The following is a 23,958-nucleotide window of genomic DNA, read 5'->3' on the forward strand; positions in this document are numbered from 1 at the left end:
AGTGATCATTTACCGGTTAAATATTCCAACTCAATAATCGTATTGTTAAGTGCGTGCACCGCCTGCAAATATCCCAATTCAATATGCACGGCATTGTTCATTTGCAGGGTCCACTCAACATAACTTACATCGCCCTTTTCAAAACCCAGCCGGGCATTGCGGGTGATCAATGCCGCCTGTTGCAAACCGTCTGTTTCATAATACCGTACCTGTTCTGCATATTTTTTATACGCTTCATTCAGCTGCTGCAACTGGTTGCCGAGGTATTGACTGGTTGCCGCCGCTTCCATCCTGGCGGCTTCTTCCTGCGCCTGATCGGCCCTGATGCGGGCTTTTACGGCTTTGTTGAAGATGGGCAGGGTAGCCGATAACTGGTATACATGAAAACGATCGCCGGTACCATAATACTTCTGGGTAACACCATCCTTTGTCTGATAGCCTGCAATCGACTGGTTGCTGTACCCTACCGTAAATTCGGGCGAAAGCCGCGCCTTGTCGATATTGGTTTGGGCGGCGTTCACCTTTACCTGTTGCTGTTGTATCTGCACCGCGGGATGGGCCGCAATGACCGCTGTATCTTTTTCAAACCCATATTCCTTTTTCAATGCTTCGTATTGCGGCAGCAGGCTGTCGGGTGTGTTCAGCAACCATTGCAGTTGTTGTTGTGCTATCCGCAGATCGGCCTTTACCTGTTCCTGCTGCAGCTTAAGTTGCAGCATCTGGGTTTCGGCATTGCTTTTCTCCAGCATAGTGCTTTCACCCGTTTTTAGCCGCAGTGAAGCGGCGTGCAGAAAACGACTGTAAACGGAATCGAGGCGCAGCAACAACCGCTGGCGTTCGAGCAGGTCAACCATGTTATAAAAAACGGTTTTAACCGCTTTATGCAGTTCCTGTTGTTTCAATGCTACCTGGCTGCCCGCCATTTGTTCATGAGCCTGGTATAATTCCTTTTGCCTTCTGTACACCACCGGCAACTCAAACGACTGGTTTATAAAAAAACGCGTATCGTTCTGCAAACTGTTGATGTTGCCATATTCTGCACCAAACTGCGTTCGGGGTAATTCGGTAGTTGCCCGTTGCAGTTGCTTCCAGTAATTGATACCCGAGCGGCCGGCCTGCAGCGCCAGGTTGTTGTTACCGGCCTGTTGTAACATTTGCTCCAGCGGCATTGTACGGCCGGCCCATGTTTGCGCAAATGACGTATGGCATAATACAAGCAGTAAAATAACCCCAATCGCTTTAGGCATTGATGATTCTATAGGCGTCTTCTTTTCAAACCACAGGTACAAAACCGGCAATACGATCAACGTTAACAAGGTAGCGGTGATCAACCCGCCAATAACGACAGTAGCGAGCGGGCGTTGCACTTCAGCGCCGGCGCCGCCGCTTAACGCCATAGGTAAAAAACCAAGTGAAGCCACGGCGGCCGTCATCAATACGGGCCGAAGCCTTATACGGGTTCCTTCCATAATAATTTGTTTAATATCGTGTATGCCCTGGTGTTTTAACCGGTTGAATTCGGCTATCAATACAATGCCGTTCAATACCGCCACCCCAAACAGGGCAATGAAACCAACTCCTGCCGAGATACTAAAAGGCATACCCCGTATCCACAGGAATAAAATACCGCCAATGGCAGATAAAGGAATGGCAGAAAATATCAGCAAGCCATATTTGAGCTTACCAAATGCGAAATACAACATTACCAGTATCAGCAATAACGCAACCGGTACAGCGATCGTCAACCGTTGTTTTGCCTCGGTCAAATTCTGGAACTGTCCGCCATAATCAACATAATAACCCGCAGGCAGTTTCAGTTGCTGTTTGATCTTTTCGTTCATTTCGGCAACTATACTTTCCACATCGCGTCCCAGCGCATTGAAACCAACGACGATCCTGCGTTTCGCATCTTCACGTTGTATCTGATTGGGCCCTTCCTGAATGCTTACCGTTGCTACCTGGTTCAACGGGATCTGTGCACCGGTGGGCGTTGGGATCAACAGGTTCTGTACATCGGTAACATCCTGTCGCTGGGTATTCTCGAGGCGAACCACCAGGTCGAACCGCCTTTCGCCTTCATAAACAAGACCGGCGCTTTGTCCGGCAAACGCGGTATTGAGCACGCGGTTCACATCTTCGATATTCAACCCATAATGCGCTATGGCCACCCTGTTATAACTGACCAGTATTTGTGGAATTCCCGTTACGGTTTCCACATACAGATCGGTTGTACCCTCTACGCTTTTAACAATGGGTACCAGTTTACCGGCATATTGGGCAAGGGTATCGAGGTTTTCACCATAGATCTTGCACACCACATCCTGCCGGGCGCCGCTGATGAGCTCATTGAAACGCATTTGCACCGGGTACATGAAACCGAAAGTAGCATCGGGTATATCCTGTAGGGCGATCCGCATTTTCTCTGCCAGTTCATCAAACGTATGAGCGCTTGTCCATTTCTTTTTGTCTTTCAGGATCACCATCAGGTCGCTGGCTTCGAGCGGCATGGGATCGGTTGGTATTTCACTGCTGCCATTCTTTCCCACTACTTTTATCACTTCGGGAAAACGGCTTTTTAAGATATGCGCCGCCTGCGTTAAGGTCTTTACCGATGAATTGATATTGCTGCCGGTGAGCATCCTGGTTTCGATGGCAAAATCCCCTTCGGCCAGTTGCGGAATAAATTCTCCCCCTAACCGGGAGAAGATGAATAAGCTCAATGCAAAGACCAATACGCATGAAGCAATGATCGTTTTCGGAAAGCGCAGCATTTTTGCCAGCACGTTCTCATATCCTTTTTCGAGCCATGCCATCATACGGTCGCTGAACGTTTTCTTATGCGATATTTTTTTGCTGAGGAACAGGGCGGTCATCATGGGCACATAGGTGAACGATAACAGGAAGGCGCCAAGCAGTGCAAAGGTTACCGTTTGCGCCATGGGGCGGAACATCTTTCCTTCAATACCCTGTAAAGAATAGATAGGCAGGTAAACGACAAGGATAATGATCTGGCCGAATATGGCAGCATTCATCATTTTGGAGGCGCTATGCGTTACCTCTTCATCCATTCTGCTTTGGTTAAGCCGGTTCACGCCGGCAAAATGCTTTGAATGAGTTAACCTGTGCATTACGGCTTCTACAATGATCACCGCGCCATCCACGATCAACCCGAAGTCGATGGCGCCAAGGCTCATGAGGTTACCGCTTACGCCAAAGACATTCATGAGTATGATAGCAAACAGCATCGACAAAGGAATAACAGATGCAACTACCAACCCGGCCCGCAGGTTCCCGAGGAACAATACCAGTACGAATATTACGATCAATGCACCTTCTATCAAATTGGTTTCAACAGTGCCGATGGCGGCGTTCACCATTTTCGTTCTGTCGAGAAATGGTTCTATCACCACGCCCTCCGGTAAGGTTTGCTGTATCTTTTTCACTCTTTCTTTCACACGTTTGATAACGGCCGACGAGTTCTCTCCTTTCAGCATCATTACTACCGCGCCTGATACTTCACCCTGATCGTTATACGTCATGGCCCCATACCGGGTAGCGCTGCCTAAACGCATGGTGGCCACATCGCGCATCAGCACAGGAATGCCTGTTTCGGTCATTCTTACAACTATATTGCCTATATCCTGCTCATTGGTGATCAGCCCTTCACTTCTTATGAACAATACGGCCGGGCCTTTTTCAATATAAGCGCCACCCGTGTTCTGGTTGTTCTTTTCCAGCGCATTGAACACATCGTTCATCGTAAGGTTATACGATTTCAGGCGTGACGTGTTTACCGCTATTTCATATTGCTTCAGCAATCCGCCAAAGCTCGAAACGTCGGCTACACCCGGCGTGCCCAGCAGTTGCCGCCTGATGATCCAGTCCTGGATCGTGCGCAACTGCATGGCATCGTACTTATGCTCATAGCCTTTTTTCGGTCGTACAACATATTGATATATCTCCCCGAGGCCTGTAGTAACCGGCCCCAGTTCGGGTTTGCCCAATTGAGCGGGGATCTGGTTCTGCACCTGTTGCAACCGTTCTGCGATCTGCTGCCGGGCCCAGTAAATATCGACGTTATCTTCAAATACAATGGTGACCACCGATAAGCCAAAACGGGAAAAGCTCCTGATCTTTTTAAGACCGGGTATTGTACTGTTAACCTGCTCAATAGGGAAAGTGATCAGCCGTTCCACATCGGGAGCGCCCAATGCCGGCGAAGAAGTGATCACCTGAACCTGGTTATCGGTTATATCGGGCACTGCATCGATGGGCAAACGGGTAACAGCATAACCGCCCCAGATGATAAGCCCCAGCACAAATAAACCGATCACCAGTTTGTTCTTTATAGAAAAACGAATGATGGATTGGATCATGAAATACTTTTTTGCAGGTACATGCACACTGCCAGCTACTCCTACGAAGTAAGAGGTATGAAGTAAGTACCTTACATCTGTAAGGACAGTATGAACGTTACCTGACCGAATAAACGATCGCGCATGCAAATGAAGACCTGCATGCCGTTTCAATAAATAATAACTGCTTTGTTGTTAAGCGCAACGGGGAGGTTGAAAAATATCTGCTACTGCGAGCAGGGAGTGATTATCTTCATTGTGGAGAATAAACTCGTTCTTTGTTTCGGTTGTACGGGGCGGCAATTCTATAATAGTATTGCCAGTGTTTCACAACAAACGGTGGTATAGGTTACACAGCAATCGGAATGACGGAAAGGCAATTGCTGATCCTGCTGGTAATCCTCATCATGTATATACTGGTGTATATAATGCAGGTTCAAAAAACCCAATAAAGAAAGGGAAGGGTCCTGTTGCCGATGCTCAATAAAATGTTGTATCAATACCGGCATCCGCAGGAACTGGTGCAGTTCCGAGAACGACAGCATGTAAATGCTAACAAAGAATATGGCAATTGCCTTTTTCACTGCTCAAATGTACAAAACTGCCGGGCAACAAACCAGTTAATCAAAATATTTTAACCGCTGGCAACAACAAGGGGTATACGGAAAATAGCGCTGATGAACCGGACATCAGCACATTATCACAACTTGTTCCAACTTCAGCCGGGATTAACAAATTATCACATTAGCTTGAGTATCTTTACGATCTCTATCAAGCACATGTATGGTAATAAACCGTCCGTTTCCTTTAGATACGCCCTCGGTTAAATCGTTCCGGTATACTTTTTATGCCGCACTGTGTGTATTTATGATCCTGGTACTGCTTCAACCTTTTGGCATCAATGAGGCCAGAGGTTCGTCTCTGGTGCTGAACGCCGCTTTATACGCCCTGGTAACATTCGTATCCACCTCAATTAATGCATTTTTGCTGCCCTGGCTTTTTCCCATGTTTTACCGGGAAGAAAAATGGACGGTGGGCAAAGAATTCCTGCATATGTGCTGGCACCTGGTGCCCATTACTTTTGGCAACTGGCTGTTAACGCATTGGTTGTATGGCGCTCCATTAAACCGGCACACCCTGTTCAGTTTTATGTGGATCACTTTTGTGGTAGGCATTTTCCCGTTATGGCTGAATGTATTATTGAAACAACAACGCTTATTAAAGAAATACCAGGCCGGCGCCTCCCGGCTCGATGAACAGTTGAACCAGCCCGAACCTGTTAGCCCAACACCGTTGAATTTGCCGGCAGCTATTGTTTTTACCAGCGAAAATGGAAAAGAACAGCTCGCCGTCGCCACTGAAAATATCAGATATGTTACTTCGGCCGACAATTATGTGCGTATTTTATATATTAAAGACAATCAACCGGTATCTCACCTGATACGCAACACCCTGCGAAAGGCTGAAGAGGCCCTCGCCGGCAACCCGCAGTTTTTCCGGTGCCACCGGACCTATATCGTCAACCTGAAGGCCATTGAACATGTAAGCGGCAATGCCCAGGGGTATAAACTGCAGTTGAAAGATGTGGCGGAATTGATACCCGTTTCGCGTAGTTTAAATGCCCGGTTATCTGAAGTGTTAACCCAACCGCAAATTGTAATATAAATCCGCTACGGAATACAGATTACAGGCGCTTAATTTCACACCTCTTTGCCTTAACGGCATCATACTAATGGCGCCCCTGAACCTTAACTTAAACCAGTTTTCCCTGAAACCGGCAACCCACAACCTGCAATTCACCCCTTATTCCGGCGCACCCTGTCAATTCGCCCCAAACCCCTGCATTTCGTCCCCTCCATTTGGAAAACGCGCTGATATACAGGCATTTTTGCAACAGGCAATTCGCTTTGCCGGTAATCAAAAAATGCAACATCATGAACAGCCTGTTAAAAATTATGCTCGTTTTACACATCGTCAGCGGTTTTCTTTCACTGGCCTGCGGACTATTTTCCATGCTCAACAGAAAAGGGGCGCGGCAGCACCGGCTTACCGGCCAGCTCTTTTTTTACGGGATGACCGGCGTGTTCATTACGGCCACTTTTATTTCCGTTGTAAAGAATATTCCGTTCCTTTTCATGGTAGGTTTTTTCAGTTATTACCTCGCCTGCTCAGGTTACCGGGCTTTATACCTTAAAAAACTGCACCTGCAACAACAACCCGCCCTGCTCGACTGGATCATCAGCCTTACCGGAATTATAGCCGGTATTGGCCTTATCGCATTCAGTTATGTATGGTTCACCCAGCGGGGTATGTGGGGAATGGTACCGCTTACTTTCGGGGTATTCTGTTTTCTCAGCGGCTGGAAGGACCTTCGCCATTTCTTCAGGCGCCCGGCCGATAAACAACACTGGTTCTTTACTCATGGCAGCCGCATGGGGGGCGCTTTTGCCGCAACGGTAACCGCATTTATTGTCGTGAATTTGCAAATAGGAGCACTTACGTGGATGCTTTGGATAGTACCCGGCACGTTGATCGGCACCTGGACGGGCATTATACTTGGCCGTTACCGTAAAAAATTTCAGGGAAAGAAAACAGCCGAAGCTGTACCTGCCAGGTCTTAATTTACAAAACTCCAGAAAACGCCTACCCGTATCTGTAATCCCGGATATGGGTAGTTGAAATTGGGAATATTATTCTTGGTAAACCCGCCGGTTGCAGGGTCGAGCGTATTCAGGTTTTCGGCACGCACATAGGCGCTAAAACTTTTAATGCGAAAATGCAGGTAACCGCTTATATCGGGCCGGCGTAATTCTATATTTTCATTGTCCTGGTAAACGAACTGCCCTATCAACGGAGAATATACCGGTGCCTTATAAGCTGTAAAATAACGCATTTCGGCGCCGAAACTGATCCGCAGGTTCTTAAAGCCAAGTGTTCCATCGTAACCAACCTGGTTGCGGGTTGAAAGCAGGGGCACATTGACCGGACCATCACCTACCCGTTGCTGTAATATCACCCAGGTTTTCCAGTTCCAGTTACCCCCGATCTTAAAGATCTTTTCTGCCGATACCTGTAACAGATTGAACAATGATGAAGCCTGATCAACCTCGAACAGGCTTTTATAATAAGCATAATTGGTTACCAGGAAATACTTTCCCGATAATTTCAGCTTCAGTTTGGGTTGAATAAAAGAAGCGAATAATGTGGTGATGTTCTCCTTTTTAAAATCGATGGGGCTTGCTGCCGTATCGATGTAAAAACTGCTGTTGGTGTTGAACACATAAGAAGGCGTACGGTTGGTATTCTGAAAGCCCAGCTCAAGGTAACCTATTTGTTTGCTGATAAGCCGTTGCAGGCTGATGTATGCATTGTAATCACCCGCATTGAAACCAGTAACATAAAAATTACCCAGCGCCTCTATATCCCATTTCTGATTGCGGGTACGGTTACGGTACTCACCGTGCGCAAAAAAATTATAGTAATCCTTTGCGTTGGAAACGACATTTATATAACCCGAATCGAACGTTCCCTGCAAACTTTGAAATGATGCACCCAACTTAAGAAACTGCTGGGGGTTCTTCGCATCGGGGAACGTATAGATCGAAAAATCGTTTGTCAGTTCCCGCCATTTATCCCGCAGAAAAAATGTGTCTCTGTTACCCGGCAGGGTAATGCCATACATCTCCTTGTAATAAGCGCTGTCGCCAAATGTATCGCGGAAACGATAGTGATACGTGTTCAGTGCAATGGTATGTTCTAACCGCAGGCGGGGATAGAATAATGGGATCACCGTGGTGTCGTTTACCACTATGGAATCTTTTTGCCCGATATCGTATTGCTGGCGCATCATGTACGATGCGTTGGTATAAAACGAACCGGTTGCAATACTGGTGCTGAAGAAATTCCGGTTGCCCACCTGATCGGGCCCTAACCTGGTTGGAATGTTCGAGCGTTCGTCGTACCCGGCTTCAACACTGTCCCTGCTCAAATAAGAGTCGTCCTGTATACCGCCGTTTTCGCCCGACTGCAGTTTGTTACCAACAACCACTATGAAGTTCTGGTACCGCAGGTTCTTCGATTTGTACCACGATGTAAACCGGTAATTGTTATGATTGGTATTCTGGTTCTGAAAGAAACCGGGCGAATTGATCAACCGGTATTCAAACGCCATATTCCAGTTTGGCCTCAGGTTTTGCGTATGCATCAGGCGGATCATTTGCTCAGACCGCGAACCCAGCAGGTAATTCAATTCGGAATATGGCCTTGTAGTATTGTAAAAGCGGGCATCGTTTGCCGTTAAATTATAAATATCGAAAGCATGAAAGCCATGGTCCCACCCGGCTTTTGTTTCAGGAGAGAACAGTATGCTGTGCGACGCGTTACCGAAGTTCCCGAGGGTGAAATGATGCCAGGGAATGGGTATTTTTTGTGTGAAATCGTATAATACGGAATCAAACTCACGTAAACGGCTTGTGTCGAGAAAACGGAACCGGATAGTGATCGAATCTTCCAGACCGGTACGGTGGCCTATGGTATCACTGCCGCCCTGCCCAACACCCATTCCGCTAAAACGCCCCTGCGCTTTGCGGAAAAGATCATCCTGCGCGTTTGTGGTGTTTACAAAACCGGCCAGTAAAAACAAAGTGACAATAAATATGTACCGGATCCTTAACAAGTATGAACGATTATTAAACAAGGCAACAAATTAATAATTATTAAACCGTTAGCGGTTATAAGAAAAGTTAATTGTACTATTTACAGTTCAGCTACCAGGTGTTTGAAGATAGCCGTCAGCTTGGGTTCAGCTTCTTTAGCTGCCTGTAATACCTCTTCGTGGGTAATGATATTATCATCTTCCCTAATGCCAATATCGGTGATAACGCTAACGGCAAATACAGGCAGGTCCATATGCACGGCGATGATCACTTCCTGCACGGTGCTCATACCTACTGCATCGCCCCCCAGTTTATGGATCAGTTTATATTCAGCCCTTGTTTCAAAAGTTGGGCCGGTTACGGCAAAATAAACGCCCTCCTGTACTTTTATGTCAAGCGATGATGCGATCTTTTTGGCTTTTTTGATAATGGCTTTGGGATACGGTTCGCTCATGTCGGGAAAACGTGGTCCCAGTTCCGAATGATTCTTACCCAGCAACGGGTTTACAATACTGAAACTGATGTGATCGGTTATGATCATAAGATCGCCAACCTTAAAGGCGGGATTTACCCCGCCAGCGGCATTAGATAAAAGTAAATTCGAGACGCCCAGTTTTTTCATCACCCTTACAGGATAAGCCACCTGCTCAGGCGTATATCCTTCATAAAAATGGAAACGGCCGGCCATTACCACCACTTTTTTGCCGCTGAGTTCTCCAAAGATCAGTTTGCCATGATGGCCTTCAACAGTTGAAACCGGGAAATGCGGAATCAGATCGTAAGAGATCTCGTGCTCAACGTTGATTTCCTGCGCAAAATTTCCCAGTCCGCTTCCCAGCACAATGCCAACTTCGGGGGTATGGGCATACCTGCTTTTTATAAAGGAAGTGGTTTCGTGCAATTGCTGAAGTAGATCGGGCATAACTGAATAATAATTAATGGCGAAATTGCTGGTTGAAAATGCGTGCAAATATACAGGTTTCCGGTTACCGGTTGCCAGTTACCAGGGCATTCCCCCGCGACCGGGAAACCGGTAACCGGCACCTATTGCCTTAGAAAGCGCAATCGTTCCCGGAAATAGGGAACCTGTAACTGACAGCAAAGGCATCACTTAACAGCTTTTTTGCTTATTTTCGCCAAAATTTTTTACGGCATGAATCTTCACGAATACCAGGCAAAGGAATTACTGAAAAAATACAATGTACCGGTGCAGGAAGGAATACCGGTCGACAGAGCCGACGCGGCCGAAGAAGCATATAAGAATTTAAAAGTTCAGTTTGGCAACAACTTCGCGGTTGTAAAAGCTCAAATACATGCAGGTGGTCGCGGTAAGGGCAAGATCCAGGGCACCGAACAACGCGGTGTGGCGGTAGGTAAAAGTGCCGAAGAAATTAAAAATATCGCTTCCAATTTACTGGGTGGCACCCTGGTTACCATTCAAACCGGTGCTGCAGGTAAAGTGGTAAACAAAGTACTGGTAGCCCAGGACGTTTATTATCCTGGTCCCAACCCGGTAAAAGAATTCTACTTATCAATTCTGCTCGATCGTTCAAAAGGACAGAATGTGATCATGTACAGCACCGAAGGCGGTATGGACATTGAAGAAGTAGCTCACAACACCCCCGACAAGATCTTCAAAGAGTGGGTTCACCCCGGCGGCGGTTTACAGGGCTTCCAGGCTCGTAAAATTGCTTTCAACCTCGGTTTGAAAGGCGAAGCATTCAAAAACTGCGTAAAATTCGTTACCAATTTATATAATGCATATGTTGGGTTGGATTGCGCTATGCTCGAGATCAACCCGCTTTTCAAAACAGCCGACGAAAAGATCATTGCCGTTGACTGTAAAATGGGCCTCGACGATAACGCACTGATGCGTCATCCTGAACTGGAAGCATTGCGCGATATCAGCGAAGAAGATCCTACAGAAGTTGAGGCTGGTAAATACAACCTGAACTTTGTAAAACTCGATGGTAACGTAGGTTGTATGGTAAACGGCGCCGGTTTGGCCATGGCTACCATGGATATGATCAAACTGAGCGGTGGTGAGCCTGCCAACTTCCTCGATGTAGGGGGTACAGCCAACGCTACTACAGTAGAAGCCGGCTTCCGCATCATTTTAAAAGACCCTAAAGTAAAAGCGATCCTCATCAATATCTTTGGTGGTATCGTACGCTGCGACCGGGTTGCACAGGGTGTTATCGATGCTTACAAATCTATCGGCAACATTACTGTTCCCATCATCGTGCGTTTACAGGGTACTAATGCCGAAGAAGCTAAAAAGCTGATCGAAGAAAGCGGACTGAAAGTACAATCAGCGATCCTGTTAAGTGAAGCTGCTGCACTGGTTGGTAAAGCCGTTGCTTAAGACAGAAATTTTGACATCGTTATATAAGGTCCCACTTCGAAAGAGGTGGGATTTTTATTTGGGGGAAATAAGAAATGAGAAATGAAGAAGGAATACAGAATATCGAATGTTGAATAATGAATGTCGAATGTAAAAGTTGAAAGGCAAATACAGCGTGGCACCGGGCGCCTTGAAAACTGCGACCGAAACGCTGTAACCAATCATTGCGAGGCCAAACAGGAGCCGTATTTAATTAGCACAACCTGTCCCGGCTTTGGTCGGGATCAGCAAATAATCCCAACAGCTAATCTGTATTTGTATTCCATTATCCCATTAGCACATTAGCGAATTGGTATTTGTATTCCATTATCCAATTATCACATTATTCTTCCTTCATATACCGCTTTAGCCAGGCAATTACAAAACTGACGCGTTTGTGGGTGTTTTGAAGCAATTGATCGTATGCAAACAGCTTTACTTTTTGGGGCTTCTCTTCCAGCGCATACTGCACTTTGCCCTCTTTATCCAGTACTTCAAAATGGTTGATGGAATAACGATACCGGCCGTTCACAATTTCAATGCTCATGTGCAACGCTACCGGTATTATAGATGGAGTTGAAATGCCGTGTTGTTTGGCTTTTACATTGATATACCCTTTGCCCGATACCAGCAGGTTGGCAGGATTTTCCCGCCGGGCTACCGTATCCCAATGTACCAGGAACGGCTGGTTAAAGAACGATTTAGCCCTTTCCATGCAGTGGGTGGTATTATCGGCCACTACTTCCCCATAATACTGGAACTGTCCTGATGTGGTGCGGGGTATCTGCCCTATCGCATTAGATACCAATACCATGAAAAACCATATAAACAATACAGACCGCATAATTGAACTACAAGATAATATATTGTACGCACTCATTATAACCACTCAACATAATTACGGCATCCTTCGTAAATAGTTGCTTCCGGTCATACCTTCCATAAAAACAAATGCCCCCGCAACGGAAAGCGGGGGCAACTTTTTTGAGAGACGGTTTCTGTGTTTTCACAAGGATAGCTGGATTAGCTTTCAATCGGATAACTGGACTTTACTTTTAGTTTTTCAAAGGGACGTGGACCTGGTTTTTCGGACTTTGGACATTTTGGATTGGTTTTACACGGATACGGATACAGTTCGGATTTTCGGATTTTGGACTTTTTGCATTGGTTTTACACGGATACGGATACGGTTTGGTTTTTCGGACATTTGGACGTTTTGGACTGGTTTTTCTATTGGACCTTGGATTAAGTTATATTTCTTTTGTTTGACATCATAAAGATCGAAATATTCTATGCTTTTCCTTCATTTCTTCTCTTCTTATTCGCTCCTCTCCTTGGTTAACTTATTTGTATCTAGGAATATACCCTTATATCTAACCGCACTTCTCAATCCTGATTCACTAACGGGTATGGGCAATAAAAAACCCGCCCTTACCAGACGGGATATATTGTAGTATGGTTGCACCACAACAGATCTCAGTTATGCTGGCTTTCACAGATATGGAACAGTTATGAATATTTCTTTTTTCGGTTTTCATTTGACGTTGGAAGCACAAAAATAAAATAAAGTTCTATAGTTGCATCCCGGGTATAAATATGTAACTATTTGTTCAAATTAGAAAGCGCCGGAAGCGATAACTTGCTCTGCATCTGCGTTTATTTTAGAAAGTAATACGATGAAACCTTTATGCATCGTATATTCACAACAATAGCATTTCGTACATTTACTAATTGCGTAAAACATTCATTTACTACCCGCAATACATTACATCGTGGATATCTAATTATACAAAAACACTCCACTACTTATTCATCAACCAATATCTTTGTATCCGTTGCCGATCACAATAGAAAACACAGTGCTGCCGTTATATGATCGCTACCTGTTAATGATATGTGTTTTCAAAGAACTACCCCCTATCAGGCCTCTATTCAGTACTAGTGTTGTTACGAAAAGCGCACCGTATTTTCTGTAATTGTAAAATTTAGTAGTTACCTCTTGTGGATAAACAGGCTTTTGGCATAGTATTTTGTCAATTATAAAAAGTAACCAAATCTTTAACCTGATTAATCTGTAGCAATGAAAAATCCCGTACGTCTTTTCTTCGGCTTCATCTTTGTAACCTATGTGATCATTTATAGTTTGATGGCCCTGCTTGCGTAGTTTTCACTTCTCACTTTACCGTTACAAAGACCACTTACCCGCCCCATACGATTATACTCCCGGCTTACCGTATAACCGAAATACTGTAGATGCTTCAGGCTGCACGCTTAAAGGGTAACGCTGCTTGCGCGTTCCGCATTCCGCGTATTGCATTTTGCGTTTCGCGTTCAGCGTTTTTATTATCTTCGTTACATGTCAACAATTGCCATCAGAACCATTCAACCTGCCGATAACCAGGCGCTTGCCGTTATTATCAGAAACGCACTCGCAGAATTCGGCGCCAATAAACCCGGCACCGTTTACTACGATGCCACAACCGATGCCTTGTACGAACTCTTCAGGAAGGCAGGAAGCATTTATTATGTGGCTGAAGAAAATGGCGTGCTCCTCGGCGGCGCCGGCATTTATCCTTCGCCCGGTTTACCGGCCGATACCTGTGAGCTGGTTAAAATGTACCTGTCGCCCAACGCGCGGGGAAAAGGCATTGGCAAATTGCTGATAGAAAAAGCGCTTGAATTTGCAACCGCAACCGGTTACCGGAATGTTTATATTGAAACCATGCCCGAATTAAGAAAAGCGATGTCGGTATACGAGAAGTTTGGTTTCAAATACCTCGACGGCCCCATGGGCAATACCGGGCACTTTGGCTGTGGAATATGGATGATAAAAAGTTTATAGTTTATTGTTTATAGTTTCTGGTTCTTTAATTTCAGATTACCGCACTCGTTTTAAACTGCATTATTTTCGAATTTAATTAGCGTACCCGCGGTGAGGATGAACCATAAACAGCTAACATGCTTTCACTTCATAGATGGGACTAAAGAGATACAATTTCCCCGTTTCCACCTCAACACATTGAAAGCGCTTACGCAGTTTTTTTCCTTTCCTGAAAATGCGGCCTTCACCAATGTCGAACAACTGCCCTTCGGGCAACTGCTCAACCATTACCAGGCCGTTATCGCGGTCGAACTTTTTCAGCACCCGCATCAGTCCTTCATCGGCGCAACTGCTGGCTGGCAGGTCGTGCATCGATTGTTTGAGGGCCTGTTCTACCACTGGCGGGAAGATCTCTTTGCCTAAAAAATCTTTCAGTAAAGTGGCGTACAGGTCTTTCCACTCGCGGCCATGCGGCGAAACCCGGTGACCATAGCGGGTAAACGTTACCAGGTGCGCCAGCTCGTGTATCAGTGTAATGAGAAAGGCATAGGGATTCAGATTCCCGTTTACGCTGATGCGATGGTTTTTATCGGTTGTAGCATGGCGGTAATCGCCGAGGATCGATTTTCGTTCGCGGGTAATGGTTAAATGTACTTTATACTGGTGCAGGAACTCCAGCACACGGGGAACGGCCGTGGCCGGAATGAACTTACTGAGGTATTCTAAAGGCGCCTGCTGCTTAGACATTCTTTTTTTGCTTGCTCAATTTCATCAGGATGATCACTTCGATGGTCGTATATACCAGGTACAGGAACATACATCCGAGGATCCCTCCTTTATTTACATCCTTTTGTACTATGCTAATATAAATAAACACGGTCACCAGGCAAATCATCATTTTTGAAAATACCCCGCCATATACCGTGCGCACAATGGCCGCCGGGTTGCTTGAACCCATCGACCGCGAGAACAGGTAGAACGAAACCGCAGTTGCGGCAAACAATACCAAATTACCAACCATCAGCACATCCACATCAAAGTTCCACTGGCCGAGCTTTGCCCGGCTGGTAAGGAATAATGTTGTTGTAATAATAAAGAGCAGTATGAGCGGACGGAAAGCTTTTAAAACCGGATTTTTAGTCATGTTGAAAAAATGGAGTGCAAAGATAGGTATGGGAGTTGAAAAGTTGGCTTGTTGACGAGTTGACAAGGGATCGCCTCCCCGCGGCAGGTCTTGCATAGGCATAGCTCGCGTTCAGGCAGCCGTTAATTTACAGGTTTCGCCGCCCGGCAGCATGCCATGTTTATGTATAACCTCAGGCATAAAATAAAAAGTCCCGCCGATTAGCGAGACTAAAATAAGTTTGAGGTTATGATTTTCAGGCAATTATATACCAACTACTAAGCCGGTTTTCCTTAGCCATTAGCATATTAGCACATTAGCAATACATACCTTTTCCGGTAACAACTGGGTTATCGAATAGGTGCGTTCAACAAGTACATAGGGGCGTAACCAGATCGAACTAGGAGGCTTTCTGAAGCTCTTTTGCCTTTTTCTCGGCAACTACTTCATTCACCTGTCCATTGGTAGCTGTAGTCATATGACACTGGCCATTGAAATTGGCGCTGGGCTCTATCTGCAGTTTTCCTGCATATAAATTCCCGTTCACATGGCTGCCACCTTTTAACTGCAGCAACTCTTTTACTTTAATGGTGCCGGATACTTTCCCCATGATATCGGCCTGCTGACCTGAAATATCGCCTTCAACAGAGCCATTGGAGCCAATAACTACTTTCGCCTGGCATTGGATATTGCCCTGCAGGTGGCCATCGATACGGATATCGCCATTGCTGGAAATATCGCCTTTCAATGTTGTGCCTGCAGCAATAATGGTTGCAGCCCCTGTTCCGGGTGCTGATACATCGCCAGTTGTTTCGGATTTGGATTTTTGATTGAACATACGGAAATGGTTGGTTTATTCTTCAATATTCTCGGTTTGGGGAATGGAAAGCGTGGTCGTGTCTAACTTAACGCTGATATTCCCCTGCAAAACACTTTTTACGTTATCAAGATACCTGTCTTTATAATGCATCGCCTGCTCCAGCGAATCGGTACGCACCTTCAGCTCACGCAACTCACGCATGGTGTTCACATCGCCATATCCTGGTATGTACATACGCAACGGGGTAAACACAATCAGTGCTACCGTTAACCCGGTGAGCAAAACAAAAATGGTGCTAAGCGTAATGTAAACACTCAGTCTGGATAATTTAAACGTCACAACCTCTTCGTAAGTATCATCGTTCATCACTACCAGTCGGTACCGGTTCTGCAAGCGCTTCAGGGTAGATTGGGCATCGAATTTAGCCATAGAGAGAGTTTCAAAACGCTAAAGGTAATAAGTTATTTTAATGAATTGTCACGGGGATAAAAATTAACGTTCTGACAAAATATTTTTCTTGAAAATCAGTTAATAAGATTTTAGTTTGTGGTTGAAATTAAAAGGATTTGACGAGGACAATTGCATTAATCATAATCTTAATAATATCGCTGCCGAAAGTATACGCGCAGCCAACGCTTTCTTTTGACCTGAAGAAGCCTCAAAAGTTCGAAAACCGCAAACTGGCCTCCGAAAAAACAGAAGACCGTAAATTCCACGCCGTACGGCGTTTTACCCAGAACGGTACCACCAAATTCAACTTTCATTTTAACGCATATAAGAAACTGGCTGAAGTAATTGCACGCGGCAAGGCAATGCATAAAGACGATTACTCGCGCCTGCTTTCTTTCTACAATTACAGCCTCGAACAAACCGCAAAGGACAAAATAGAGCTCGATTCAGTTATTTACAAAGCCAATGCAGGCATCCTGCTGCACGACCTGCGCAACAGCTGGGTCGATAACCTGTATATGCTCATGGGCCAGGCTTATTATTATAAAAACCTGCCCGACTCGGCCTATTTCAGTTTTCAGTACATCAACTATGCCTTCTCGCCCAAAGAGAAAGACGGATACGATAAACCGATAGGTTCCAATGCCAATAAAGATGAGGGCGGCAGTGTATTTTCGATCTCAACCAGGGAAAGCAGCAACCTGCTGAAAAAAGCATGGTCACGCCCACCCAGCCGCAATGAATCATTTATCTGGCAAATAAAGACCTACCTGGCAAAAGATGAATTGCCCGAAGCGGCCGGTTTAATAGAAACACTGAAACACGATCCCCTGTTTCCGGATCGCCTGCAAACAGACCTGCACGAAATGCAGGCCCTGTGGTTCTATAAACAACAGATATACGACAGCGCTGCCATCTATCTTGAGCAGGCTTTACCCAACGCAGAAAGCCGTGAGGAAACCGCCCGCTGGCAATACCTCATCGCACAATTATACGAGCAGGCCGGTAAATCGGCCGATGCCGCCAAATGGTTCGAAAAAGCAGTGGGCCATACGCTAAACCCGGTGCTTGAAGTATATGCGCGGTTAAATGCCATTCGCCAGCAAAAAGGCGACGACAAAATTATTCAGGAGAATATCAAAGAACTGGTACGCATGGCCCGCAAAGACCGCTATGCAGCTTACCGCGATATTATCTACTATGCTGCCGCCGAAATGGAACTGGAGCGCAATAACGTTCCCGGCGCAAAAGACCTGCTACTAAGAGCAACTGCCGCACAGGGTGAAGACCCGTCGGTTCGCTCAAAAGCGTTTTTACTGCTGGGCGATCTGTGCTTCAAGGAAAAGAATTACTCCGACGCCAAACGGTTTTACGATAGCATCACTACCATAAAACCCGATCTCGTTGACCTTACATCGTTCAATAAACTGAAAGCAGCGCTGGCCAGGATCGTTGCATACCAAACCACCATCAACCGGGAAGATAGCCTGCAACGCATTGCCGCCATGCCCGAAGAAGAACGCGAAGCCTATATAAAAAAACTGGTTAAACAGTTACGTAAGAAACAGGGCCTGAAAGATGAAGACGCCACCGATCCATCGGGCGGACCACTATCGTTCAATGATAACAGTGGACCATCCGATATGTTTGGCAGCAATACCAAAGGCGACTGGTATTTTTATAATCCATCCTTAAAAGGAAAGGGGTATACTGAATTCAAAGGACAATGGGGCAACCGCCCGAATGTAGATAACTGGCAACGGCTGGCAGCCATCAGGCAATCGCCCGCCGCCATGGCAGGTGCGCTCGATGAAGTTGAAGGCGGCAAAACAGCCGCCGCCGGTCCAATGACGTATGAGGAACTGCTGAAACCCGTTCCGCTTACGCCGGCGCAAATGGCTACCTCCAACGATTCTATTGAGGTAGCGCAGTTCAACCTCGGTAAAGCATACCTCGAAGGACTGGAAGACTATACTTCTACCATCAATACGCTGGAAGCATTTCTGACCCGTTTCCCCGAAAGCAAACACAGGCCTGAAGCCCTTTTCCTGCTGGCTTACTGTTATACCAAAACAGGTGATGCGGGCAAAGCGGCGGCGGTGCAGAGTGAGCTGAAACAAAAGTATCACGGAACCAGCTTTGAAAAGATCGTGTCGAATCCCAATGGCCTTTCGCCCGACAGCACGGCCAAACTGGATATGACCCGCCGGTACGACAACATCTATAATTTATACATAGAAGGCAATTTCGACGAGGCACAGGCGCAAAAGAAAATTGCCGATAGCATGTACAACAAAAATTACTGGACACCCCAGTTGCTGTACATTCAATCTGTTTACTACATCAAACAGCGGCAGGATGATGCTGCAACGAAATCACTGCAGGATATCACCCGCCTGTTCCCCAACTCGCCCATGGCCGCCAAAGCGCGTGCACTGATCGACGTGTTAAGCCGTCGCAAACAAATTGAAGAGTACCTTACGAACTTACAAATAGAACGTCCGGCTGAGGACAGTACGGCAGAACCCGTTGCTATCGTAACACCGCCGCCGGTATCGCAACAACCACCGGTAGTGGTACAACCTGAGCAACAGCAGCCGGCTCGGCAACAGCCAGCCGTAGCGGTTAAACCCGATCCGCAACCTGCTACCAACCTGCCTAAAACACAACAGCAGCCAACTACTGCGCCTAAAATAGATCAACCGAAGGCAGAAGTTACCAAAACGGTTATTCCCCCGGCAAAACAGCCTGCAGTCCAATTGCCGCCGCCACCGGTGAAAAAAGATTCGGTGAAGGCAAATGTGGAAGCGCCTAAACCGCTGGTGCTTGCCAATAATGCAGAACAACCGCATTATGTGGCTATTGTGCTCGATAAGGTAGATCCCGTATATGTGAACGAAGCCCGCAACGCCTTCACACGTTACAACCGCGAACAATATTCAGCCAAAGGTTATACGGTTAACAACCAGAATATAAGCGATGCTTACAAACTGGTGCTCATTGGCACCTTCCCCAATGCCGGTGAAGCCATTACCTACATCGATAAAACCAAAAAGCTTGCTGCCAGTGAAATAGTGCCCTGGTTGCCTGCGGCCAAGTACTCATTCGTTATCATCAACGATAACAACCTGCAGGTTTTGATGAACACCAAAGACGTAAACGCATTTAAACAATGGCTTAACCAGCATTACCCCGGTAAATTCTAATGCGCTTCTAACCGGGTTTTAATTCCTATATTCTTTTTTTTCATTTTCAACGCGTTAACTTTTCCTGCCCTCCCGGGGAAAATCTGTTAAAATAATTAACTAGACCAGCAAACCCGGCCGGTGGCCTAAAAAACTGGCCTGAAAAAATTATTAAGAATACTTTCGTAATGGTCCCTGGTTTTATTTGGTATAAAGCATGATTTTTGCAATTCGTAAAATCCCGGGTACAATTCCCGGTTTACAAAATTCCCAACTATGACGCGCTCAGTTAAAATATTCTGGAAAGTATTTCTCATTGGATTCCTTGCGGTTGTGCTGCTGCTTACCCTTATAAGCGCAGGCCTGTTCGGTAAAATGCCTTCGCTGGCCCAACTGGAAAATCCTTCCATCACCCTGGCCAGCGAGGTGCTTGGCGACGATGGAACCATGTTGGGTAAATATTATAAAGAAAAGGGAAACCGCAGCTTTGTTCAATACAAGGATATTTCAAAACATGTGGTCGACGCGCTGGTAGCAACGGAAGACGAACGCTTTTACCATCACTCCGGCATCGATGGCAAATCGCTGGCCCGGGCTATCTTCTATATGGGTAAAGAAGGCGGCGGCAGTACCATTACCCAACAGCTGGCGCTGAATATGTTCGATGAACGGGCCGAGAACAAGCTCACCCGCCTGATCCAGAAATTAAAGGAGAATATCATTGCCGTAAAACTCGAAAGGAATTTCACCAAACAGGAGATCCTGGCCCTCTATCTCAATACCGTTTCCTTCAGCGATAACGTATATGGCATTCGCAACGCATCACGCACCTTCTTTTCAAAGGAGCCCGATCGCCTGAATGTGGAAGAGGCCGCAGTGCTTATAGGCATGCTGAAAGCAACCGGAACCTATAACCCGCGAACCAACTACAAAGCCTCATTTGAACGCCGGAACACCGTGCTCGATCAAATGACGCGCAACAATTATCTCTCCGAAGGCGATGGAGCCAATCTGAAGAAACAGCCTATTCGCCTCAACTATAAAAAGCTTAACGAGAACAATGGTATTGCGCCTTACTTCCTCGATGTGATCCGCGATGACCTGAAGAAATGGTGCAGCGAGAATAAAAAACAGGATGGCGACAATTACGACATCTACGAAGATGGCCTGCATGTATACACCACTATCAATCCCCGTATGCAGTTGTATGCGGAAGAAGCGGTTGCCAAACACCTGCCTGTGTTACAACGTGCGCTGGCCAGCCAGAAAAGCCTGCGAAACGACATGGTTTGGAAGGGACATGAAAATGTACTGGAAAGCAATATGCGTAACAGTGACCGCTGGCGCAGCCTGAAAGCCGAAGGTTTAAGCGATGCGGATATCAAAAAAACGTTCAAACAGAAAGTGCGCATGAAAGTGTTTGCCTGGAACAGCAAACGTGAGAAAGATACCATCATGTCGCCGCTCGATTCAATCAAATACCACCGCGAAATGCTGCAAACCGCCTTTATGGTCACCGATCCTTTGAGCGGACAGGTAAAGGCCTGGGTAGGCGGTATCGATTTCAAGAACTATAAATACGACCACGTTAACCTGAAAACGAAACGGCAGGTAGGTTCGTCAATAAAACCATTCCTGTATTCACTGGCTATAGAAGAATATGGCATGACGCCTGAAACCCAGTGCGAGGCCGTGCAGCAATACTTTCCCAAATACAAAGGATATGTGCCCGCAAAGCCTAACCCTAAAGTAAGCGGTACGCGCAGTATGGCTACCGGACTGGCATACTCTATAAATGAAGTGGCTGCCTATATTATCAAGCAAACCACGCCCGAGCGGTTTGCAGAATTTCTGCACCAGATCAATATCCCAACCAAGGTGCCGTCTTATCCTTCCATCGCCTTAGGTTCGTGCGAACTGTCGCTATATGAAATGATGTGGGGGTACAGCATGTTCCCAACAGGCGGCTTTAGCATAAAACCGGTTTATATAACCCGCATTGAAGATAAGAACGGTAATGTGCTTGCCCGTTTCGATACCGAACGTAAAGAAGTGATCAGTCAGGCTACTGCTTATACCATGGCCCGCATGATGCAGGGCGCTGTTGATTATGGAACGGCAGCCGGCTTACGGGGCCGCCTCGGTATTGCTGAAATGGGTGGAAAAACAGGTACCACCAACGATAACTCCGATGCATGGTTCTTTGGTTTTACGCCCCAGCTGATGGCCGGTGTGTGGATAGGTTGCGACGACCGGTTTATTCGCCTCGAAGGCGGTCTCGGTTATGGTGGCGCTGCCGCCCGGCCCATTTGGGAAGCCTTCTTTGCCAAAGCCTTTGCCGATAAAACGCTGGGGCTCGACAAACAGGCTAAATTCGTAGCCCCTGAAAGTATGCGTAACCAGTACTTCGATTATTATCCATCGGAAAATACGCCGCCACCCGGCGCCGAAGGAGAAGATATGGGCAACGGCGGTGTTGACGCATACCTTGGTAAACCCGATACGCAAAACATTCCAACCGAATCGAAACAGGCAATGGAAGAACAAAAGGTACTGCAGGAAGCAACCAGTACCAAAAACCAGATCCCCAAAGATTCAACACTGCCTGCAGACGAAAAGAAGAAGAAAGGCTTCTTCAGAAGGCTCTTCGGCAGAAAAGATCAAGATTAACCAGATAGCTTTTATAAGTTACCCGTTGCCAGTAATTCCGCTACAGGCAACGGGTTTGCTTTTATAAGGAGCCCAATTTGCAGCAACCCGCGCCCGGAAGCCAGTCTCCGGTTGCAAGGCCTGTAAAGCGTAACGCCTGCCTTTACTCAGGCTGCCATAAATCTGAGTCCGGCAACTGGCATCCGGTAACCGGTAACCTTCTCCTGTAACCACCTAACCAGCCTTTACGCAGCAGGTGTAATATTCATGCAGCTGCTTTGAAATACTACGTAGATTATATTTCAAAACTATAACTGACATGAAATGTCCATGGCCTTCCGGTCCAGGCGGGCTGCTGGCCAAAACACATTAAATATTTACAGATGAAAAAGATACTGATTGCCTGTTTTGCAATGGCATGTTACATCGTTTCTTACTCACAGTTAACCACACCTCCTATTGGCGGTAATAAAAAAGCCGTTGTTGGCGAACGCATCGGCATCACCGATGTTACCATTCATTACGACCGGCCAGCCGTAAAAGGCCGTGAAGGAAAGATCTGGGGCGACCTGGTACAAAAAGGTTTTACCGACCCGGGGTTTGGTACCAGCAAGGCCGCACCCTGGCGCGCCGGCGCCAATGAAAACACCGTGATTGAATTCTCAACCCCGGTTAACATTGAAGGACAGGAACTGCCTGCCGGTAAATATGGTTTCTTTATTGCTTACGATCCCGAAGAATGCACGGTCATCTTTTCAAAGAACTCCACTTCATGGGGCAGTTTCTACTACGATGCCAAAGAAGATGCATTGCGGGTTAAAGTAAAACCCAAACCGCTCGATAAAAGCGTTGAATGGTTAACGTATGCATTTACCGATGAAACCGGTAACGGCGCAACCATTGCCCTGTCATGGGAAAAACTCATGATCCCCTTTAAGGTAGAAACCGATTACAACAACCTGCAACTGGAATCGTTCCGGCGCGAGTTGCGTAGTGAAAAAGCTTTCAATCCCGGCTGGCAAAGCTTCAACCAGGCCGCACAGTTCTGTTTACAGAACAATGTAAATCTTGAAGAAGGCATGAAGTGGGCCGACGATGCCATGAACTCCCCCTTCATTGGACAAAAGAATTTTATCACACTTTCTACCAGGGCCAGTTATTTAAGAAAGTTCAACAAGGAAGCAGAAGCAGATGCCCTGATGAAGGAGGCGCTGCCATTGGGATCGGTGCCCGAAATTCACGCGTATGCGCGGCAGTTACTGCAGCAAAAGAAACAAAAAGAAGCATTCGACGTATTTAAAATAAACTACGATAAGCACCCGAACGAGTTCACCACACAGGTGGGTATGGCGCGCGGTTATTCAGCCATTGGCGACTATAAAAAAGCATTGGGTTTTGCCCAAAAGGCCCTGCCCAAAGCGCCGGATAACGGCAATAAGTTGAACCTTGAAAGAATGATAAAGAGTTTACAGGAGGGAAAAGACATAAACTAATGTGATAATTTGATAATGTGATAA

Annotated in this window: 16 protein-coding genes; 7 read left to right on the forward strand and 9 right to left on the reverse strand. The window is 46.4% G+C overall.

Annotated elements, in window-relative coordinates:
- Positions 1–5: 5 nt before the first annotated feature.
- Positions 6–4,376, reverse strand: a complete 4,371-nt coding sequence (locus tag A4R26_RS08820; RefSeq protein ID WP_081163418.1) for a CusA/CzcA family heavy metal efflux RND transporter — start codon at positions 4,374–4,376, stop codon at positions 6–8.
- Positions 4,377–4,660: 284 nt separating this feature from the next.
- Positions 4,661–4,939, reverse strand: a complete 279-nt coding sequence (locus A4R26_RS08825) for a hypothetical protein (RefSeq protein ID WP_133054598.1) — start codon at positions 4,937–4,939, stop codon at positions 4,661–4,663.
- A 199-nt stretch (positions 4,940–5,138) separates the two neighbouring features.
- Here A4R26_RS08825 and A4R26_RS08830 point away from each other — a divergent pair, with 199 nt between their 5' ends.
- On the forward strand, positions 5,139–6,020 hold the full coding sequence (locus A4R26_RS08830) for a LytR/AlgR family response regulator transcription factor (RefSeq protein WP_081163420.1): 882 nt from the start codon (positions 5,139–5,141) through the stop codon (positions 6,018–6,020).
- 269 nt (positions 6,021–6,289) lie between these two features.
- Positions 6,290–6,976 carry a hypothetical protein gene (locus A4R26_RS08840; protein WP_081163422.1) on the forward strand — a complete coding sequence of 229 codons (687 nt, stop codon included), beginning with the start codon at positions 6,290–6,292 and terminating at the stop codon, positions 6,974–6,976.
- Here A4R26_RS08840 and A4R26_RS08845 read toward each other — a convergent pair.
- Positions 6,973–9,030 carry a putative porin gene (locus A4R26_RS08845; RefSeq protein WP_107685812.1) on the reverse strand — a complete coding sequence of 686 codons (2,058 nt, stop codon included), beginning with the start codon at positions 9,028–9,030 and terminating at the stop codon, positions 6,973–6,975. The genes A4R26_RS08840 and A4R26_RS08845 overlap by 4 nt on opposite strands.
- Positions 9,031–9,110: 80 nt before the next feature.
- The gene (locus A4R26_RS08850) at positions 9,111–9,980 is read right to left on the reverse strand and encodes a purine-nucleoside phosphorylase (RefSeq protein WP_439330554.1); all 870 of its coding nucleotides are present in this window, start codon (positions 9,978–9,980) and stop codon (positions 9,111–9,113) included.
- A 183-nt stretch (positions 9,981–10,163) separates the two neighbouring features.
- Here A4R26_RS08850 and sucC point away from each other — a divergent pair, with 183 nt between their 5' ends.
- Positions 10,164–11,375, forward strand: coding sequence for an ADP-forming succinate--CoA ligase subunit beta (sucC, locus tag A4R26_RS08855; protein WP_081163483.1), 1,212 nt, complete (start codon positions 10,164–10,166; stop codon positions 11,373–11,375).
- A 361-nt stretch (positions 11,376–11,736) separates the two neighbouring features.
- Here the strand turns inward: sucC and A4R26_RS08860 are convergent, their stop codons facing one another.
- Positions 11,737–12,207, reverse strand: a complete 471-nt coding sequence (locus A4R26_RS08860; RefSeq protein ID WP_133054599.1) for a hypothetical protein — start codon at positions 12,205–12,207, stop codon at positions 11,737–11,739.
- Between the two features lie 1,542 nt (positions 12,208–13,749).
- On the opposite strand from A4R26_RS08860, the gene A4R26_RS08865 reads away from it, so the two are divergent.
- Positions 13,750–14,235: a GNAT family N-acetyltransferase gene (locus A4R26_RS08865; RefSeq protein WP_081163425.1), complete on the forward strand. Its 486-nt coding sequence runs from the start codon at positions 13,750–13,752 to the stop codon at positions 14,233–14,235.
- A gap of 111 nt (positions 14,236–14,346) precedes the next feature.
- Here the strand turns inward: A4R26_RS08865 and A4R26_RS08870 are convergent, their stop codons facing one another.
- The 4 genes from A4R26_RS08870 to A4R26_RS08885 all read right to left on the reverse strand — a co-directional run bounded on the left by A4R26_RS08870 (position 14,347) and on the right by A4R26_RS08885 (position 16,586).
- Positions 14,347–14,961: a SprT-like domain-containing protein gene (locus tag A4R26_RS08870; RefSeq protein ID WP_081163426.1), complete on the reverse strand. Its 615-nt coding sequence runs from the start codon at positions 14,959–14,961 to the stop codon at positions 14,347–14,349.
- The gene (locus A4R26_RS08875) at positions 14,954–15,358 is read right to left on the reverse strand and encodes a hypothetical protein (protein WP_081163427.1); all 405 of its coding nucleotides are present in this window, start codon (positions 15,356–15,358) and stop codon (positions 14,954–14,956) included. Before A4R26_RS08875 ends, A4R26_RS08870 begins: the two co-directional genes overlap by 8 nt.
- Positions 15,359–15,737: 379 nt before the next feature.
- Positions 15,738–16,175 (reverse strand): bactofilin family protein, encoded by a 438-nt coding sequence (locus A4R26_RS08880; protein ID WP_081163428.1) that lies wholly within the window; start codon positions 16,173–16,175, stop codon positions 15,738–15,740.
- A gap of 15 nt (positions 16,176–16,190) precedes the next feature.
- The gene (locus A4R26_RS08885; protein WP_081163429.1) at positions 16,191–16,586 is read right to left on the reverse strand and encodes a hypothetical protein; all 396 of its coding nucleotides are present in this window, start codon (positions 16,584–16,586) and stop codon (positions 16,191–16,193) included.
- Between the two features lie 137 nt (positions 16,587–16,723).
- On the opposite strand from A4R26_RS08885, the gene porW reads away from it, so the two are divergent.
- The 3 genes from porW to A4R26_RS08905 all read left to right on the forward strand — a co-directional run bounded on the left by porW (position 16,724) and on the right by A4R26_RS08905 (position 23,934).
- Positions 16,724–19,813, forward strand: coding sequence for a type IX secretion system periplasmic lipoprotein PorW/SprE (porW, locus tag A4R26_RS08890; RefSeq protein ID WP_081163430.1), 3,090 nt, complete (start codon positions 16,724–16,726; stop codon positions 19,811–19,813).
- 255 nt (positions 19,814–20,068) lie between these two features.
- A complete protein-coding gene (locus A4R26_RS08895; protein WP_081163431.1) occupies positions 20,069–22,462 on the forward strand; it encodes a transglycosylase domain-containing protein in 2,394 nt (797 codons plus the stop codon).
- Between the two features lie 362 nt (positions 22,463–22,824).
- A complete protein-coding gene (locus A4R26_RS08905) occupies positions 22,825–23,934 on the forward strand; it encodes a DUF2911 domain-containing protein (protein WP_081163433.1) in 1,110 nt (369 codons plus the stop codon).
- Positions 23,935–23,958 lie beyond the last annotated feature (24 nt).

The sequence above is a fragment of the Niastella populi genome, from assembly GCF_002078015.1.
Lineage (GTDB): Bacteria > Bacteroidota > Bacteroidia > Chitinophagales > Chitinophagaceae > Niastella > Niastella populi.

Coding starts and splice junctions, on each gene's coding strand:
- A4R26_RS08820 (WP_081163418.1), bottom strand. CDS start 4,376: ATGATCCAATCCATCATTCGTTTTTCTATAAAGAACAAACTGGTGATC.
- A4R26_RS08830 (WP_081163420.1), top strand. CDS start 5,139: ATGGTAATAAACCGTCCGTTTCCTTTAGATACGCCCTCGGTTAAATCG.
- A4R26_RS08840 (WP_081163422.1), top strand. CDS start 6,290: ATGAACAGCCTGTTAAAAATTATGCTCGTTTTACACATCGTCAGCGGT.
- sucC (WP_081163483.1), top strand. CDS start 10,164: ATGAATCTTCACGAATACCAGGCAAAGGAATTACTGAAAAAATACAAT.
- A4R26_RS08860 (WP_133054599.1), bottom strand. CDS start 12,207: ATGGTATTGGTATCTAATGCGATAGGGCAGATACCCCGCACCACATCA.
- A4R26_RS08865 (WP_081163425.1), top strand. CDS start 13,750: ATGTCAACAATTGCCATCAGAACCATTCAACCTGCCGATAACCAGGCG.
- A4R26_RS08870 (WP_081163426.1), bottom strand. CDS start 14,961: ATGTCTAAGCAGCAGGCGCCTTTAGAATACCTCAGTAAGTTCATTCCG.
- A4R26_RS08875 (WP_081163427.1), bottom strand. CDS start 15,358: ATGACTAAAAATCCGGTTTTAAAAGCTTTCCGTCCGCTCATACTGCTC.
- A4R26_RS08880 (WP_081163428.1), bottom strand. CDS start 16,175: ATGTTCAATCAAAAATCCAAATCCGAAACAACTGGCGATGTATCAGCA.
- A4R26_RS08885 (WP_081163429.1), bottom strand. CDS start 16,586: ATGGCTAAATTCGATGCCCAATCTACCCTGAAGCGCTTGCAGAACCGG.
- A4R26_RS08895 (WP_081163431.1), top strand. CDS start 20,069: ATGACGCGCTCAGTTAAAATATTCTGGAAAGTATTTCTCATTGGATTC.
- A4R26_RS08905 (WP_081163433.1), top strand. CDS start 22,825: ATGAAAAAGATACTGATTGCCTGTTTTGCAATGGCATGTTACATCGTT.